12 protein-coding genes are annotated in these 16,504 nt (G+C 62.8%); 5 read left to right on the plus strand and 7 right to left on the minus strand.

Translation table 11 applies throughout. From position 1 onward, the window contains the following. Nucleotides 1–75: 75 nt before the first annotated feature. From ACPPVP_RS14775 to ACPPVP_RS14800, 6 genes are all read right to left on the minus strand, one after another. Complete coding sequence (locus ACPPVP_RS14775) at nucleotides 76–237, minus strand: hypothetical protein (protein WP_426535416.1); 162 nt, start codon at nucleotides 235–237, stop codon at nucleotides 76–78. 55 nt (nucleotides 238–292) lie between these two features. Beyond that, the gene (locus ACPPVP_RS14780; protein WP_426535418.1) at nucleotides 293–1,936 is read right to left on the minus strand and encodes an efflux transporter outer membrane subunit; all 1,644 of its coding nucleotides are present in this window, start codon (nucleotides 1,934–1,936) and stop codon (nucleotides 293–295) included. A gap of 63 nt (nucleotides 1,937–1,999) precedes the next feature. After that, nucleotides 2,000–3,181, minus strand: coding sequence for an HlyD family secretion protein (locus ACPPVP_RS14785; RefSeq protein WP_426535420.1), 1,182 nt, complete (start codon nucleotides 3,179–3,181; stop codon nucleotides 2,000–2,002). Next, entirely contained in the window at nucleotides 3,178–3,585 is a 408-nt protein-coding gene (locus ACPPVP_RS14790; protein WP_426535422.1) for a DUF3302 domain-containing protein, read from the minus strand. The genes ACPPVP_RS14785 and ACPPVP_RS14790 overlap by 4 nt, the downstream gene beginning before the upstream one ends. Nucleotides 3,586–3,645: 60 nt before the next feature. Further along, nucleotides 3,646–6,207, minus strand: coding sequence for an arylsulfatase (locus ACPPVP_RS14795; RefSeq protein ID WP_426535424.1), 2,562 nt, complete (start codon nucleotides 6,205–6,207; stop codon nucleotides 3,646–3,648). A 290-nt stretch (nucleotides 6,208–6,497) separates the two neighbouring features. After that, nucleotides 6,498–6,785: a hypothetical protein gene (locus ACPPVP_RS14800; protein WP_334388568.1), complete on the minus strand. Its 288-nt coding sequence runs from the start codon at nucleotides 6,783–6,785 to the stop codon at nucleotides 6,498–6,500. A gap of 160 nt (nucleotides 6,786–6,945) precedes the next feature. Here ACPPVP_RS14800 and ACPPVP_RS14805 point away from each other — a divergent pair, with 160 nt between their 5' ends. The 5 genes from ACPPVP_RS14805 to ACPPVP_RS14825 all read left to right on the plus strand — a co-directional run bounded on the left by ACPPVP_RS14805 (nucleotide 6,946) and on the right by ACPPVP_RS14825 (nucleotide 15,365). Beyond that, nucleotides 6,946–8,340: a CoA transferase gene (locus tag ACPPVP_RS14805; RefSeq protein ID WP_426535426.1), complete on the plus strand. Its 1,395-nt coding sequence runs from the start codon at nucleotides 6,946–6,948 to the stop codon at nucleotides 8,338–8,340. Between the two features lie 144 nt (nucleotides 8,341–8,484). Continuing rightward, on the plus strand, nucleotides 8,485–9,732 hold the full coding sequence (locus ACPPVP_RS14810) for an efflux RND transporter periplasmic adaptor subunit (protein WP_426535428.1): 1,248 nt from the start codon (nucleotides 8,485–8,487) through the stop codon (nucleotides 9,730–9,732). Nucleotides 9,733–9,757: 25 nt separating this feature from the next. Continuing rightward, complete coding sequence (locus ACPPVP_RS14815; RefSeq protein ID WP_426535430.1) at nucleotides 9,758–12,880, plus strand: efflux RND transporter permease subunit; 3,123 nt, start codon at nucleotides 9,758–9,760, stop codon at nucleotides 12,878–12,880. A gap of 104 nt (nucleotides 12,881–12,984) precedes the next feature. Continuing rightward, on the plus strand, nucleotides 12,985–14,439 hold the full coding sequence (locus ACPPVP_RS14820) for a hypothetical protein (RefSeq protein ID WP_426535432.1): 1,455 nt from the start codon (nucleotides 12,985–12,987) through the stop codon (nucleotides 14,437–14,439). A 14-nt stretch (nucleotides 14,440–14,453) separates the two neighbouring features. Next, on the plus strand, nucleotides 14,454–15,365 hold the full coding sequence (locus ACPPVP_RS14825; protein WP_426535434.1) for a methylenetetrahydrofolate reductase: 912 nt from the start codon (nucleotides 14,454–14,456) through the stop codon (nucleotides 15,363–15,365). On the opposite strand, the gene ACPPVP_RS14830 is transcribed toward ACPPVP_RS14825, so the two are convergent. Further along, nucleotides 15,353–16,318, minus strand: coding sequence for an amidohydrolase family protein (locus tag ACPPVP_RS14830; RefSeq protein WP_426535436.1), 966 nt, complete (start codon nucleotides 16,316–16,318; stop codon nucleotides 15,353–15,355). The two genes, ACPPVP_RS14825 and ACPPVP_RS14830, sit on opposite strands and share 13 nt — an antisense overlap. Nucleotides 16,319–16,504: the final 186 nt, after the last annotated feature.

Here is a 16,504-nt window from a genome sequence, read left to right on the forward strand (position 1 = left end):
GATGCGTACGACGGGCCCACGTCAACGTCCGGCCAGGCCGCCGAGGAAAGACGCCCGGCCGGATTTGCCGTGGCCTCAGTTGTTCGCGCCGGCGCGGGCGTGCCGAATGACCTGCTGCTCGTCGCTGGTGAGCTGCACCGGCCCGACCCTGACGGTGAGCTTGTCAATCTTGCCGCTGAAACGGAAGGGGACCTGATAGTCCTTGTCGTCAACGGGGGTAGGTGTATCGACACCCACGTCGTTCGCGCGGACGGCGCGTTGGCCAAAGATGGAATGCTTTCGCCTCCGACAATTACCATTCCGGTGGCCGGATCGTCGGTCCGATGTCCCCAGGACCTGGTAGGCCCGGAGCCGGCGGTCGCGGCTCGTTCGGCGGCGGAAGCAAATTACCCCAGTCCGTTCGCGCACGCATCTGGTCAACCGTTGCCGGGCTGACGAAGTTGCCACCCTCACGTATCTGCCACCCGCCCCCGAGCGCGCGAAACACCGCAGTGAGGCCGAGCGGAACGTTGGCCGAGGCGCCGGCCAGGCTATTCTGCGCTTGAAGGAAATTCTGTTCAGCGGTCAGCACCGTGGTAAATGACGTCGCGCCCTGCTCGTACTGCTCAAGTGCAATTCTGAGCGCACCATTTGCTTCAACGCTGCGACGCAGATAAGCGGCCTGATTCCGTGATTGCAGATATGTCGCAAGACCGTTGTCGACCTCCTGTTGCGCACTCAACACGGTGTTCTGATAGTCGATCAGCAATTGCTGGAGCTTGGCATCCTGCAAACGAATGTTGTTGGTGATTTGCCCGTAGTTCAGGAGATTCCATTGAAACGACGGGCCCGCAGCATAAGCCACGCCCTTCCAACTGACGACTTGACCGAGGTTATGGCCATTGGCGGTGCTGGCCGAGCCGCCGAACGTGCCCGTAATGCTGATTGCCGGATAGAGTTGCGTCGTGGCGATGCCAATCTGCGCACTCTGCGCCAGCGCGGCGAGTTCGGCGGCGCGGACGTCCGGTCTCCGGCGCAGCAGATCCGCAGGTATGCCAACAACGACGGAGGCGGGCGGCAACGGTATCTTGCCAGCTGATCGTGAAAGCAACATGCCGAGCGACTGCGGCGGAACGCCGAGCAGGACGCAGAGCGCGTTTTGTCCCTGCTGCAATTGTATCGTCAACTGGGGTATTGCCGCACGGGTCTGCTCGAGGACGTTCGTCGCCTGGAAAACATCAAGCTCCGACGTCCCGCCGCCCGTGAACTTTGCCTTTGCGATGCTAAGGGCCCGTTCCTGCCTGCGGACATTAGCCCGTGCAATTCCGATCAGCTGCTCTGTGGTGCGGATACCGATGTAGGTTGCGGTCACATCGGCCAGGAGCGAGACCAGAACGCCGTCGTAGTTCGCAATCGAAGCCAGATACGCACCGTCGGCGGATTCGACTCCGCGGCGAAACTTGTCCCAAAAATCCAGCTCCCAGGCGGCTTGCGCAGCCAACGCATCGGTCCAGAAGTACTGAGGTGTCGCATTTGGGCCCGCCAGCGGTGTTGCGGCGCTGGTTCGGTTGTAGGTGACCGAGCCGACGCCCTGCTGCACCTGTGGATAGGTTATGCCGATGGCTATTCCCAGCACCGCACGTGCTTGCAGCACCCGAGTCCCTGCGCTCTCCAGGGTCAGGTTCTGGTTGTACGCAATCTGGATCAGCCGGTTGAGGGTCGGGTCACGGAAGGTCGTCCACCAGTGTTCGTATTCACGCGGGCCGGTTTTAACCGAGCGATTGTCTGCCCCACGAAACTTTTCGGCAAGCGGAGCGACAGGCGCTGTAAAATCCGGCCCAATGGTGCATGCCCCGGTTGGCAGGAGAAGCGCAGCTACAAGCAACCAGTGAATTGACCCGCCGAGAACGGCGCCGACATTGTGTCGCCCAGACGATGACTGGTACTGCGTCTTCAAGGCTTTCGCTCCCAACGCATGTAGACCTAACTCGAATTTATCCCTTCGTTCTTGATCTGTACGCTACGATCCCGGCTTTTCCACCGAGGGTATGACGTACAACAGCCACTTCTTCATCCGGATCGTGACCTTCGAAATAACGTGCGTGGCCTTACCCTTCTGCGTGTAGATCGCCGCCGATCCACCCGACCCGATGGACAGCTTGCGGGCTACAGCATCGTCGCTGAAATTGATCCGTACTGCATAAAGCCCGTCAGATCCGATCTTGGCCGCGTTCGGGATTGTGCCGCTGGGTGCGAATTGCCCACCACCCGTTGCCGGGATCACATAGTCCACTTTTCCAAAGAACAGGCGGCCAGGATATGGGTTAAGCACCATTTCCACATCATCGCCCGGTTCGACATTCGAGAGCCAATTCTGCGGAAACACAGCGGCTACGGCAGTATCGGACACGTTTACGAATGTCCCGGCCGGAGCAAGCGGCAGCGGCACGAGCATGGTGCCGATCTGCACCTGCCAATTCGTAACGTATCCATCACCCGGCGCCATCATCTTGCATTGCGCGAGGTTAAAGCGTGCGTCGTCCAATTGAGCTTCGATGGTAGGAACATTGCTCTGGGCCGTCTGCAAGACCGCGGCGGCCTGTTGAGCTGAAGCCTGCGCTTGCGCGAGACCCGCTTCAGCCTGCTGAACGGCGGCGTCCGCCTCCTGACGTTCTTGCGCCGCCTTGGCTACATTGAGCTGGCTAATGGCAGCTCTGTCCGCGCGCTGAATGTTGAGAGCGATCTGTTCCTGGGTCTTGGCCAGTTCGTCCGCGGCCTTCGCCTTCGCGAGGATGGCCTGCGCATTCGGTATGGCCGTTTTTGCGGTCGCCAGCGCGGCTTCGGCTTGCATTACGTTGGCCTTCGACGCAGCCAACTGCGCCTCGACCTGGTTCACCATGTACTGGTACGGCGCCGGGTCAATTTCCAGCAGCAAGTCACCTTTCTTCACCCGTTGATTTGCCTCGGCGTGGATCGTCTTGACCTGCCCTTTGACATAAGGAACGAGCTGCACCACGTACTGGCTGGTCACCATCTTGTCCGTAATCGGCGCCGACTGCGTCCAGACCACCACGACGCCACCGATCATGAACACACCGGCGACGATCAAGCCGGCGATTAGATAGGCCGTCGGCTTTAGGCGCAGGACCTTGAACAGCACGAGAACGATCGCAACGTAGACGATGATCAGGATTGCGATCACAGTCGCATCTCCTTGCCCCCTGAGAACTGACGGGATGCCGTCACGCCGTCACCTGTGCCAGGCTCTACGCCATGCTGCTGAAGATCGCCTTTTTCTGATGTAACTCCGAACGGCGTTGTGAACGCCCATATGAACGCCACCGGCCATAGCAAACCACCTGTCGCGATCCCGATCCAGCTCATGGCATTGATCGCGCTGGCCTGCGGATGATTCCATTTGCGCGCGAGCTGACCCGGAAGTTTGCCCAGATTGACAACGATGATGACGCCAACAAAAATCAGAACAGCGAACACTACAAACGCAAACGCATCCAAAGCGCCGAATGAAGAATCCACTGCCAGCACTCCATTTAAAGCCGCGCCGTCGTATTCCGCACAGGTGCTCGCTCGCTGCTCGCTGGACATCGGCACGCCAAGGTCCGGCCGGGCCCCGAGGAAGGGATACCCGGCCGGATCGCTGAGGCATCAGTTGTTCGCACCTGCGCGGGCGTGCCGAATGATCTGATGCTCGTCGCTGGTGAGCTGCACCGGCCCGATCTTGACGGTGAGCTTGTCAAGCTTGCCGGTGAAGCGGAAGGGCACCTGATAGTCCTTGTCGTCAACGGGGGTACGGGTATCGACACCCACGTCGAAGGTTTCCTCGATGGCAATGATGAACGGAATGGTGTGCGGGATCTTGTTGGTGGCGACCTCCTTGTCGTCCACCTTCAGGACGCCCGTGCCGCCCTTGCCGAAGCCGGGTCCATCGTATTTGAAGTCGAACACGATGGCGTGCTTGCCCGGTGCAAGCGCGTCCTTGCCTTCCCAGCGGAAGCGTTCGAGATCGAGGAAGTTGTAGACGAACACTGGCTTGCCCTTGAGCAGATACAGGCCATAGCCACCGAAGCGTCCGCCTTCAGTGACGATCATTCCTTCGCTGCCGTCCTGCGAGCCGGCACGCCCAACGGTGCCGCCCGCGCTACCCGGAATGTCCACTTCGGCGGTGATCGTATAAGACCTGTTCAGGATGCTGGGCGCATCGCTCTCGGGCAAGCCTGATAACTCGCCCGAGTAAGTGAAGGCGTTCCGACCGGCGGTCGCACTTGGCCTTGGTGCGATGATGCGCGGAAGCACCGAGTTGTCCAGCGGAAACACATTGTACTTCGTCGCCTCCACCAAGAACAGCTCCTGCAGCTCGCGCAGCTTGCCGGGCATCTTGGTCGCGAGGTCGTTGTTCTCCGAGTAATCCTCCGCAATGTTGTAGAGTTCCCACTTGTAGCCGTTGACGATGTCCTCGGGCAGCTTGACGGTACCCAGGAGCCATGGCGGTGCAGGTGGCGTTGTCGCGGCGATCCAGCCGTCGTGATAGATCGCACGATTGGCAAACATCTCGAAATACTGCGTCGTTCGCGCGGACGGCGCGTTGGCGCTCGACTTGTCGAAGGTGTAGGTCATGCCGACACCTTCAATCGGCTTTTGTGCGATGCCGTTGACCATCAGCGGCGCGGGAATGCCGGTTGTCTCGAGGATGGTCGGCACGATGTCGATCATGTGGTGGAATTGGGTGCGGACGCCGCCCGCATCCTTGATGCGGTTCGGCCAACAGATCGCCATGCCCTGACGGGTGCCACCGAAGTGCGACGCCACCTGCTTCGTCCATTTGAACGGTGTGTCGAAGGCCCATGACCAGGCCACCGACATGTGCGGATAGGTCGCGGCCGACCCCCAGGCGTCGTATGCCTTCAACTGCTCGGCGACTGGCAGGTCCAAGATACCATTGTAGGCCGTATATTGGTTGGGCGTGCCGACCGTCGTGCCTTCCGCACTCGTGCCGTTGTCACCGCTGATATAGATGATCAGCGTGTCGTCGAGCTTGCCTTGGTCCTGGACTTCCTGGATCACGCGGCCGATCTCGTGGTCGGTGTAGGCGGCGTAACCGGCGTAAACCTCCGCTTGCCGTGCGAACAGCTTTTTTTCGTCGGCTGTTAACGTGTCCCACTTTTTCAGGTCATCCGGCCAGGGCGTGAGTTGGGTGTTCGCCGGGATCACGCCAAGCCGCTTTTGATTGGCAAAGATCTGCTCACGAAGTTCGTTCCAGCCCATGTCGAACTTGCCCTTGAACTTGTCGATCCATTCCTTGGTCGGCTGATGCGGCGAATGGGTGCCGCCGGGCACGTAATAGAGAAAGAACGGTTGATCCGGAGCGGCCGCATTGAGCTGTCGCAGGTGGGCGATGGCGTCGTCCGCCAGGTCCGTGGTCAGATTGTAGCGGGGGTTTCCGACCCAGGGGAAAACCTGGGTGGTGTTCCGGAAAAGGTATGGCGTCCACTGGTTGCTCTCGCCGCCCATGAAGCCATAGAAGTAGTCGAAGCCCATGCCGATGGGCCATTGATCGAACGGCCCCGTCACACCGTACTGATAGCTCGGCGTGTTATGGTTCTTGCCAAACCAGGACGTGGCGTAGCCGTTCTGCTTCAGGATCGTGCCAATGGTGGCGCTCTCCGGTCCAATGATGCTGTCGTAACCCGGATAGCCGGTCGATTGCTCCGAAATGATGCCAAAGCCGACCGAGTGGTGGTTACGGCCGGTGATCAGCGCCGCCCGCGTCGGCGAGCAAAGTGCCGTGGAGTGGAATTGAGTGTAGCGCAGGCCCATCTGGGCAACGCGATCCATCGCAGGTGTCGGGATGACGCCGCCGAACGTCCCCGAAACGCCGTAGCCCTGGTCGTCAGTCATGATCAGGAGCACGTTGGGTGCACCCTTGGGCGGCACCACGCGGGCAGGCCAGTACGGTTTGGACTGACTGGCTTGAAGGTTGATGTCGCCGCCGAACTTCGGTGGCGGCGGTGGAAGATACTTTCCATCTATCGTCGTGGTGGCGCCGGGTGAGCCCGGCGTGCCGGTGGTTTGCTGCGCGAGGCTGGTTGTTCCCAGCGCGCACAGCAAATAAGCGGCGGTGAGTGTGGTGCCGCAAAGCAGCAGGTTGCGGCGGTTTTGTAAGCGGCTTTCTGGCTTTGAGCTATCGTCATCCTTACGGCTACGGGTCATTGGAAACTCCCTCTTGGAGACTTCGGAACCCTGTGTGGACGCATAGCCCGGGCACAATGCCGCAACGCATCTGTTGATCTAAATCAACCCTCCACCCAAGGGTCCGAACCGCCGGCTTCGGGTCAAAAGACGAAGCTTCGCTGCGCTCGCAATGACGGGGAGGGAACGGTGCCGCTGGAATCCGTAGCCCGGATGAGCGAAGCGAGATCCGCGGACCACTCTAACACCCGCCCCGGATATCGCTTCGCTCATCCGGGCTACCGGCTTCGCCCGCGATGACGACCGAGAGTCTACTCCGGCGCGGCTCCCACCGGCGGGCCGCCGGGTGGGCGGTGCAGGAAGGTGATCGTCGCATAGGCGCCCACCCATGAACCTACCGCGGCGAAGGCAACGTAAACCCAATTCTCGGTGTAGCTAATGACGGCGTAGGACGAGAGCAGATACCAGACGCTGCTCCAGGTTGCCGCCGGCACGCGCTTGCGCGCCACCACCGCCGAGGTGAACATGACGTAGACCGCGTCCGTGGCGGCAGTCGCAAGCAAAACGGCTCCCGCCGTCAGGGGATCGATGGCAGCCATTGCAACTCCTTCCATGGGTGAAGACCCCAGCCGCCATTGCGAGCGCAGCGAAGCAATCCATCTAACCACCCGTAACCACCCGTGGCGCCATGGATTGCTTCGCTTCGCTCGCAATGACGGCTAAAACTACCAAGACGAACGTTAGGGAAGAGACACGCCGATGCAAAGTCCCCGCGAAATTCTCTCCGATATCTGGACCTCTGTTGGCGGCGAGGCCTCCGCACTCGACGCGCTCACGCTGACCGGCGATGAGCCGCAACTGCCGTCGTCGTTTCGCGTCGCCGCGGCGGCACAGGTCAGCGTCGCCGCAACCGGACTGGCGGCGGCCGAGATCTGGAAGATGCGCAGCGGTGAGGCACAGGCCGTTGCGGTCGACATGCGCCATGCCGTGGTCGAATGCCGGAGCGAACGTTATCTGCGCGTCGACGGCAATCCGCCGCCGCCGGCCTGGGACGCGATCGCTGGTGTCTATAAAACCCGCGATGGCTTCGTGCGGCTGCACACCAATTTTCCGCATCACCGCGATGCCGTCTGCACCGTGCTGAATTGCAAGCCGGAGCGTGACGCGGTTCAGGCAGCGCTGATGCAATGGGATGGCGAGGCGTTCGAGACCGCAGCCTATGCCGGCGGCGCTGTCGTCGCCTTCATGCGCTCGCATGACCAATGGTCGGCGACGCCGCACGCCAAGGCGCTCGCCGGACTGCCGCTGATCTCGATCACGAAAATCGGCGAGGCCGCGCCGAAGCCGTGGCCCAAGGGCAAGCGGCCGCTTGCAGGACTTCGCGTGCTCGATCTGTCGCGCGTGATCGCGGGTCCGGTGGCGGGCCGGACGCTCGCCGCGCACGGTGCCGACGTGCTGCTGATCTCGGGCCCGGAGCTGCCGACGATCCCGTGGCTCACCATCGATACCGGCCGCGGCAAGCTGACGAGTTTTATCGAACTCAGGGATGAGCAGGGGCGACACGTATTGCGAGGCCTGCTTGCGGAGGCGGATATCTTTTCGCAAGGCTACCGGCCGCGCGCGATCTCAGGCCTCGGCTTTTCGCCGGAAGATGCTGCGCGCATCAATCCCGGCATTATTTATGTCACGCTGTCGGCCTATGGTGCCGCAGGTCCGTGGGCCGAGCGGCGCGGCTTCGACTCATTGGTGCAGACCACCACCGGATTCAACCATGCCGAGGGGCAGGCCGCAGGCGTCGATGGACCGAAGGAATTGCCCGCACAAATGCTCGACCACGCCACCGGCTACTTCATGGCGTTCGGTGCCATGATCGCCAAAGCGCGCCAGGCGCGTGAAGGCGGCAGCTGGCACGTCCAGGTATCACTGGCGCAGACCGGCCGCTGGCTGTGGGATCTCGGGCGGGTCGCCAATGGCTTCAATACCCGTGATCTTACGGGGGAGGCGGTAACGCCCTTCCTCGGGGAGGTAGAATCAGGCTTCGGCGCACTGCGGTCGGTCAGGCACGCCGCGATTTTGTCGAAAACCCCGGCGTTTTGGGCCCGTCCGGCGATGCCGCTCGGCAGCCATCCGCCGCAATGGCCGGCGCGCGAATGATGTAGTCATCTGTCGTTCAGCTTTACTTCTCCAAACTTTAACCTCGCCGCCAAGCCATTTTGGTTTTTTAGGTTGTGTAAAAGGCCATTTGGGCACTATTAGCGGATTGGTGAGGCAAAACGTCGCTAAGTGGTCCGGGCTCGTATGCTCAATAAAATAACAAAGCAATGGCAGCAGCTTAGCTGGAAACGCGGGGCCATGACCCTGGCGCTGGTGACGTGTGCTGTCGGCGCGGGCCTGTACGGATTTGCGAAGTTCGGCAGCGCCAAGACGGGACATTCGGAAGTCTCGAGCCAGTCCCGCAAGGGATCGCAGCGCTACACGCCGAGCCCCGCCGAATGGGCGAGCCTGACCATTCAACCCGTCACCGAACGCGGCTTCCGCGCCGAACAGGTCACCGAGGGCAAGATCGCGATCGACGAGGATCGCTCAACACCGGTGTTCTCGCCCTATGCGGGACGGGTCACCAGGTTGCTGGCCAAGCCGGGCGATAGCGTCGTCAAGGGCCAGCCGCTGTTCGTGATCGAGGCCGCCGACAACGTTCAGGCGCAAAACGATTTCATCGCTGCGATGGCCGCCATGAACAAGGCGAAGTCCGCGCTCGATCTGGCGCAATTGCAGGGAACGCGCGCCAAGGACCTGTTCGAGGGCAAGGCCGTTCCGCTGAAAGATTATCAGCAGAGCCAGGCGACCCTGATCCAGGCCGAAAACGACATGCGCTCGTCGCAGACGGCGATGGAGGCGGCGCGCAACAAACTGCGCATCCTCGGCCTCACCGATGAGGACATCGCGACCTTCCAGGAAAAGCGCCGCATCAATCCCGAGACCACCATCTTTGCGCCGATCGCCGGCACCGTGGTCCAGCGCAAGATCGGCCCCGGCCAGTATGTCAACGCCGGTGCCAGCGACCCCGTCTATGTGATCGGCGATCTCTCCACCGTCTGGATGACGGCCTTCGTCCGCGAGAGCGATTGCGCCAGCGTCGCGATCGGGCAGGAGGTGACGTTCAACGTGCTGGCGCTGCCGGGCCGTCCGCTGTCGGCGCGGCTCAACTACGTCGCCACCGCCATCGATCCGGCGACGCGGCGGCTTTTGGTCCGCGCCACCATCGACAACAAGGACTTCGTGCTGAAGCCGGAGATGTTCGCCAACGTCACGATCTATTCGGCGGGCGACCGTCCGGCAGTCGGCGTGCCGAAGCAGGCATTGATCTATGAAGGCGATCAGGTGAGGATCTGGGTCGCGCATCCGGACAAGACGATCGAATTGCGCCAGATCAAGCCCGGCCTCACCAATGGCGATCTCGTCGAGGTGGTCGGCAATCTGAAACCCGGCGAGCAGATCGTCACCAAGGGTGCGCTGTTCATCGACCGCGCCGCGTCCGGCAGCTGACCCCATATTGAAAGCTCCGATCTGAATGGATCGCCTGGTCGCCCTAGCCGTCAGCCGCCGCTATTTGATGGTCGGCATGTTCGTCGCCGTGCTGGTCGGCGGCCTGATCGCGTTCAAGCAGCTCAACATCGAGGCCTATCCCGATCCGACCCCGCCAATGGTCGACATCGTGACCCAAAGTCCGGGCCTATCGTCGGAAGAGATCGAACGCTACATCACGATCCCAATCGAGACCCAGGTCGCCGGCATCAAGAACCTGCGCACCATCCGCACCATCTCGCTGTACGGATTGTCCGACGTCAAACTGCAGTTCTCGTTCGATTACACCTATGAAGAGGCGCTGCAGCAGGTGTTGAACCGGCTGTCGCAGCTCGCGCCATTGCCGGGCAACGTGCAGCCGGGCATATCGCCGCTGAGCCCGATCGGCGAAATCTATCGCTACCGGCTGAAGGGGCCGCCGAATTACAGCGTGCTCGATCTCAAGACGCTGCAGGATTGGGTGTTGCAGCGCCGCTTCCGCGCCGTGCCCGGCGTGATCGACGTCACGGGCTGGGGCGGCAAGACCAAGACCTACGAGCTGCAGGTCGATTTCAACAAGCTGGTCGCCAACGGGCTGACGCTGCCGCAGGTGCTGCAGGCCGTCGGCAACGCCAACATCAACGTCGGCGGCAACACCGTTAACATCGGCGCGCAATCCGCCGTCGTGCGCGGCGTCGGCCTGATCCGCTCGATCGAGGACCTCAACAACACCATGGTGTCGCAATCGGGCGGCAATCCGGTGTTGGTGAAGGACATCGCCTCGGCCACGGTCGGCGAGAAGCCGCGGCTCGGCATCGCCGGCATCGACCAGGACGACGACATCGTGCAGGGTATCGTGCTGATGCGGCGCGGCGAGCAGAGTTCGCCGACCATTGCCCGCGTCGAAAAGCTCGTCCACGACATCAATAATTCCTCGATCCTGCCGCCCGGCGTCAGAATCGAGCGGATCTACGACCGCAAGGACCTGATCGACATCACCACCCACACGGTGCTGCACAACATGGTGGTCGGCATCCTCCTGATCGTGCTGCTGCAATGGGTATTCCTCGGCGACCTCCGAAGCGCGCTGATCGTCGGCGCGACGATTCCGTTCGCGCTGTTTTTCGCCGTCATCATCCTGGTGCTGCGCGGCGAATCCGCCAATCTGCTGTCGGTCGGCGCAATCGATTTCGGCCTGATCGTCGACGCCACCGTGATCATGGTGGAGGCAATCTTCCGGCGCCTGACGCAGACGATCGCACTGTCGGAAGCCGAGCAGAGCCATATTTCCTACGACACCAGTATGGGCATGAAGAGCCATGCCATCCTTTCGGCCTCCGCCGACGTGTCGCGGTCGATTTTCTTTGCCGCCGCCATCATCATTGCCGCCTTCCTGCCGCTGTTCACGCTGAGCGGCGTCGAAGGCAACATCTTCGGGCCGATGGCACGGACCTACGCCTACGCGCTGGCGGGGGGACTGCTCGCGACTTTCACCGTGACGCCCGCGCTGAGCGCGATCATCCTGCCCGCGCACATGCACGAAACCGAGACCCGCATCATGGCGTTCCTGCATCGGCTCTATATGCCGGTCCTGAACTGGGCGGTCGGAAACCGGAAATGGGTGATGGCTGGAGCGGCCGCGCTCGTGATCATGACCATCGTGTTCGGCCGCCTGCTGGGGCTGGAATTCCTGCCCAAGCTGGAAGAAGGCAATCTGTGGATCCGCGCCACCCTGCCGCCGACCATCTCGCTGCAGGAGGGTAATGCCTACGTCAACGAGATGCGCCGGATGATCCGCGCGCGTCCCGAGGTGGAATCGGTGGTGTCGCAGCATGGACGGCCGGACGACGGCACCGATGCCGCCGGTCTCTTCAACGCCGAATTCTTCGCGCCATTGAAGCCGGCCAGCGAATGGCCTGATACCCACGACAAGGATGAATTGACGGCGCAATTGCTGGGGCAACTGCAGGACAAGTTCCCGGGCGTCGAATTCAACTTCTCGCAATATCTGCAGGACAACGTCTCGGAGGCGGTTTCCGGCGTCAAGGGCGAGAATTCGATCAAGCTCTACGGCAACGATCTGCAGGCGTTGACCGACACTGCCAACAAGATCAAGGCCCAGCTCGCGACCGTGCAGGGCGTCACCGACCTCGCGGTGTTCACCTCGCTGGGCCAGCCGACCGTCCAGATCGATATCGACCGGGCGCGTGCGGCGCGCTACGGCCTGTCGCCCGGCGATATCAACGCCACCATCAAGGTCGCAATCGGCGGCGACAGCGCAGGTGATCTCTATGAGCCCGGCAGCGACCGGCACTTTCCGATCATCGTTCGCCTCGCTCCCGAATACCGTAAGAGCGCGGAGGCGATCCAAAACTTGCGGATCGGCGTGGCAGGGCAGGGCGGTGCAGTCACGCAGATTCCGCTCAGCGAGGTTGCCTCGATCAACCTGATCTCAGGCGCCGCCTATATCTACCGCGAAGGGCAGGAACGCTATCTGCCGATCAAGTTCTCGGTGCGCAACCGCGACCTCGGCAGTGCGATTCAGGAAGCGCAGGACAAGGTTGCAGCCCAGGTCCAGTTGCCGCCGGGATCGCGGGTCGAATGGGTCGGCGAGTTCGGTAATCTGCAGGACGCCATCAAGCGGCTGTCGATCGTGGTGCCGATCAGCCTCGCGCTGATCGGCGTGCTGCTGTTCTTCAATTTCGGTTCGATGGTCGACACGCTGCTCGCCATGAGCGTGATCCCGATGGCGATCTTCGGCGGCGTGCTCGGCCTGTTGATCACGGGCACCGCGTTCAGCGTGTCGGCGGCGATCGGGTTCATCGCGCTGTTCGGCATCGCCGTGATGGACGGCATCATCATCCTGTCGCAGTACAATCAGCTCATCGACGAAGGCTATGAACGGATGCGCGCGGTGATCCGTACCGGCGAACTGCAGCTGCGCCCGGTGCTGATGACTTGCGTGGTGGCGGGTGTCGGGCTGTTGCCGGCGGCGCTCTCGGAGGGGATCGGTTCGCAGGTGCAAAAGCCGCTGGCGGTCGTGGTGGTGACCGGCATGATGCTGGCGCCGATCGTGATCCTGGTGACGCTGCCGGTGCTGATCTCGGTATTCTCGCGCCGGGCACGCTGATCGCCTGTGGGCACACGCCCATATTTCCTGCCCACTCGGTTTGTGGTTGACGCCGTCCTGCGGCCGTCCCTTGATGCGGGCAGGGACAACCGCAGGAGCAAGCCATGCGGATCGAGGAAAGCCAGGGATTGACCGGTGGGCAGAACGGCCACGCGCAGCCGGTGAAATCGGCGCCAACCGCCGAGCAGATACTCGGCGAAATTCGTGACTATTGCCGTCAGACGCAGACCGCTGAATCCACCTTCGGACGGCTGGTGGTCAATGACGGCAAGCTGGTCTCGCGGCTACGCGACGGCGCCCGGATCACGACCGGCACGCTCGACAAGGTCCGCGCCTATCTCGCCGAGCACCAGCCCGCTTCGGCTGCCGCGGCGGGCCAGCCGTCACCGGTCGCCAAACCGCTGAACGGCGCGGGTGACGCCAACGTCGTGGCGCCGCCGGGCTTCCGATTCTTCGACAACCGGCAAAAATACCTGCTGTTCGTCTCGACCTGCAGCGAGAAGACCGAGGTCGGCCAGCGCATCGCGCTCGAGCTCGGCAATCTGCAACCCGCGCCGCCGGCGCTTCGCATCTTCGATGCCGGCGTCGGTGACGGCACCGTGCTGTCGCGGGTGATGCGGGCGGTGCATGCGCGCTTCCCCACCATGCCGCTCTACGTCGTGGCGAAGGAGATCAGCTACGAAGACGTCCGCCTGATGCTGGAGAAGATGGCTGACCGCCTGTTCGAGCATCCCGCCACCGTGCTGGTCGTAACCAACCTCTATTACGCCGAGGCGCCGTGGCTGACGCCGCGCTCGGTGACGTCGGCGCAAGGCCTGATCTGGAAGGACGTCACGCTGACCGGCAACACCGCACACGGCTTCGCCGAGCAGATCGGCGAGCTCGAAGGCTTCCTTGCCGAGAACTGGCGCGCGGGCATCAGCCCGACCACGGGCAATCCGGTCTACCAGCGTCCGGTCATCCTGACGCTGCGGCGCGAGGATCATTCGTTCCTGCTCGACCCGATCATGCCGCGGCCTGGCCGGGTGATGGCGGATTACGACCTGGTCATTGCCTCGCAGCCCTACCGGGCGCGGGCGAGCGTGGAGTTCAAGGCCTCAAAAGTGTTGACGCCGCTGGTCAAGTCGTTGCGGCCAGGCGGGCGGCTGATTGGCATCCATTCGCACGGCAAGGATCCCGGCATCGAAATCATCGACCAGGTCTGGCCGGGAGACGATCCCTTCAAGACCGACCGCTACGCCATCCTGCGCCAGGTCAAGCACGAGCTTGGCGCGGCCGCCCGGCACTACAATTTCAACGCCTCCTCCGACGCGCGCTCGATCTTCCGCTACCGCATGCACACGCTGCCGGACGAAGTCAGCGGGCCGATCGGGACGTCGACGCTGTTCGCGGCCTGGAACGCCGCGATCTACGTGGCGCAGATCGAGGACAACAGGCTGTCGGAAGTGGTCCGCGACGGCCGCTACCTCGAAGCCACCGACCGCGTGCTGAAGAAGCATGGCGGCCTGTGGTTCAACGACGAAACCTATGTGATCTCGCGCCGCCGCGCGCCGGCCTGATTTGGGAGGCGCCTGTGACCGTCTCCGATCCGTCATCATCCCCGCGACTGGCCTCGCTGCTGTCGTCAGCTTCGGTTGAAATCTCCTCGCGCGGGCATCAGATCGCGGAACTGCGCGAGCATTTCGCTGAAGGCACCGATGTCACCATCACGTTCCTGCCCGGCGACCATTATCGGAACAATGTCGAGACCGCCACGGAGCTGCGACGGGCCGGCTACAATCCGGTGCCGCACATCGCCGCGCGCGAAATGGCCTCGCGGGAGGCGCTCGATGATTTCCTGGCGCGGGCGCGGGGCGAGGCCGATGTGTCGCGCATTCTCCTGATCGCGGGCGACGTGGCGACGACGCGCGGCCCGTTCAAATCGACACGCGATGTCTGCGCCAGCGGATTGATCGAGGCGCATGGGATCGCGTCCGTCAGCGTGGCCGGTCATCCCGAAGGCCATCCCTATCTCGAATTGCCGGAGGCGCTGAACGGCCTGCTGGCGTGGCGTGACTGGGGACGGCGGACGGAAACGCGGGTCGACGTGGTCACGCAGTTCTGTTTCGAGAGCGCGCCGATCCTGCAATGGATCGCTGAACTCGATCGCGCCGGCATCGATCTGCCAGTGATCGTAGGCCTTGCCGGGCCTGCGACGCCGGCGACACTGACAAAGTTCGCGCTCCGCTGCGGCATCGGCAATTCCATGCGCGCGCTGCGGGCGCAGATCGGCCGGTTCGGCCGCCTGCTGACGGATACCGGGCCGGACGACGTCGTCAGAGGATTGCGTTGCGCGCCTGCGGCCGCAACGGCTTCGATCGCGGGATTTCACCTGTTCCCGTTCGGCGGCCTGCGCAAGGCCGGCGACTGGCTGCGCAATTACGACCGCGACCCGCTCGAACGCGAGCGGGCCGCGATGTCGGGCGCCGGGCTTCAGAACCCGTAAAGCTGCGCCGGGTTGTCGACCAGGATCTTCTTGCGGATCGCGGCATCCGGCGCCCACACCGGCAACTGGTTCAACAGCCGTCCGTCGTCGATCTGGAACAACGGCGTGACGTCGGTGACTTTCTTGCCGGCCGGGGTGACGGAATCCGGATGCGGCCAGTCGGTCCCCCAGACAATGCGCTCGGGATTGGCGCCAATCAATGCCTTGGCCAGCGGAACGCAATCGGCATAGTCGGGGCCGAGGGTCGAGGCGCGATAGGCGCCGGAAATCTTCACATAGGCCTTGCCCGCCTTGACGAGATCCACGAGGTCGGCAAAGCCGGGCTGCTCGACGCCGAGCGCGGCCTGTGCGCCGCCGAAATGATCGAACACGACAGGCACCGGCGAGGCCATGATCAGATCCTTCACCGCCGTGATCATCGGCATATTGGTGTAGATCTGCACATGCCAGCCGCGCGCTTTCATGCGCTCGACGGCATTGGCGAATCGCGGACGCGCGATATTCGGGTCGTTGACGCCGCCGGTCGCAAGGTTGAGGCGAACGCCGCGAATGCCGGCCTTGCCCATCAGGTCGAGATCGCTTTCCGACGTCTTGTCGTCGATAACAGCAACGCCGCGCGCGGTCGATCCGCGCGCCGCCATGCCGAACAGCGTGGGCGAGTTGTCGGTGCCGTAGATCGAGGGCGTCACAATCACGACGCGCTCCATCTTCAGCGCCTTGTGCAGCGCGGTCATTTCCTCCGGCGAGGCCAGTTCGGGCGTGTAGACGCGGCCGGAGAAGAACGGGAATTTCTCGGAATCAGGGTGGATATGGGTGTGGCAGTCGCAGGCGCCCGCGGGAATATCGAAATTCACCGGCGTCGCCGGCTGCGCCGCCTTGGCGGCGGCGGTCTTGTTCTGGATCATCACTCCGGCCGCGATAGAGGCAAGCATCATACTGCGTCGCGTCAGCATTGGCGTTCTCCCTGGATCATCTTGTTTGATTGTGTCTGGACGGGCGGGCTGCCCGTCGACTTCGGCGCTTCTCCTCGGCGCCGGGCGTTGCTCCGCCCGTACTGCGGCCGGCAGACTATCGGGAGAAGTAAGGCGCGGGAAGGGCGCTCGACTTCCGGCCGCACCGCCTTATCGGTTCGGTAACGC

Origin of the sequence: Bradyrhizobium sp. McL0615, assembly GCF_049993905.1 — a bacterium.
Taxonomy (GTDB): Bacteria; Pseudomonadota; Alphaproteobacteria; order Rhizobiales; family Xanthobacteraceae; genus Bradyrhizobium.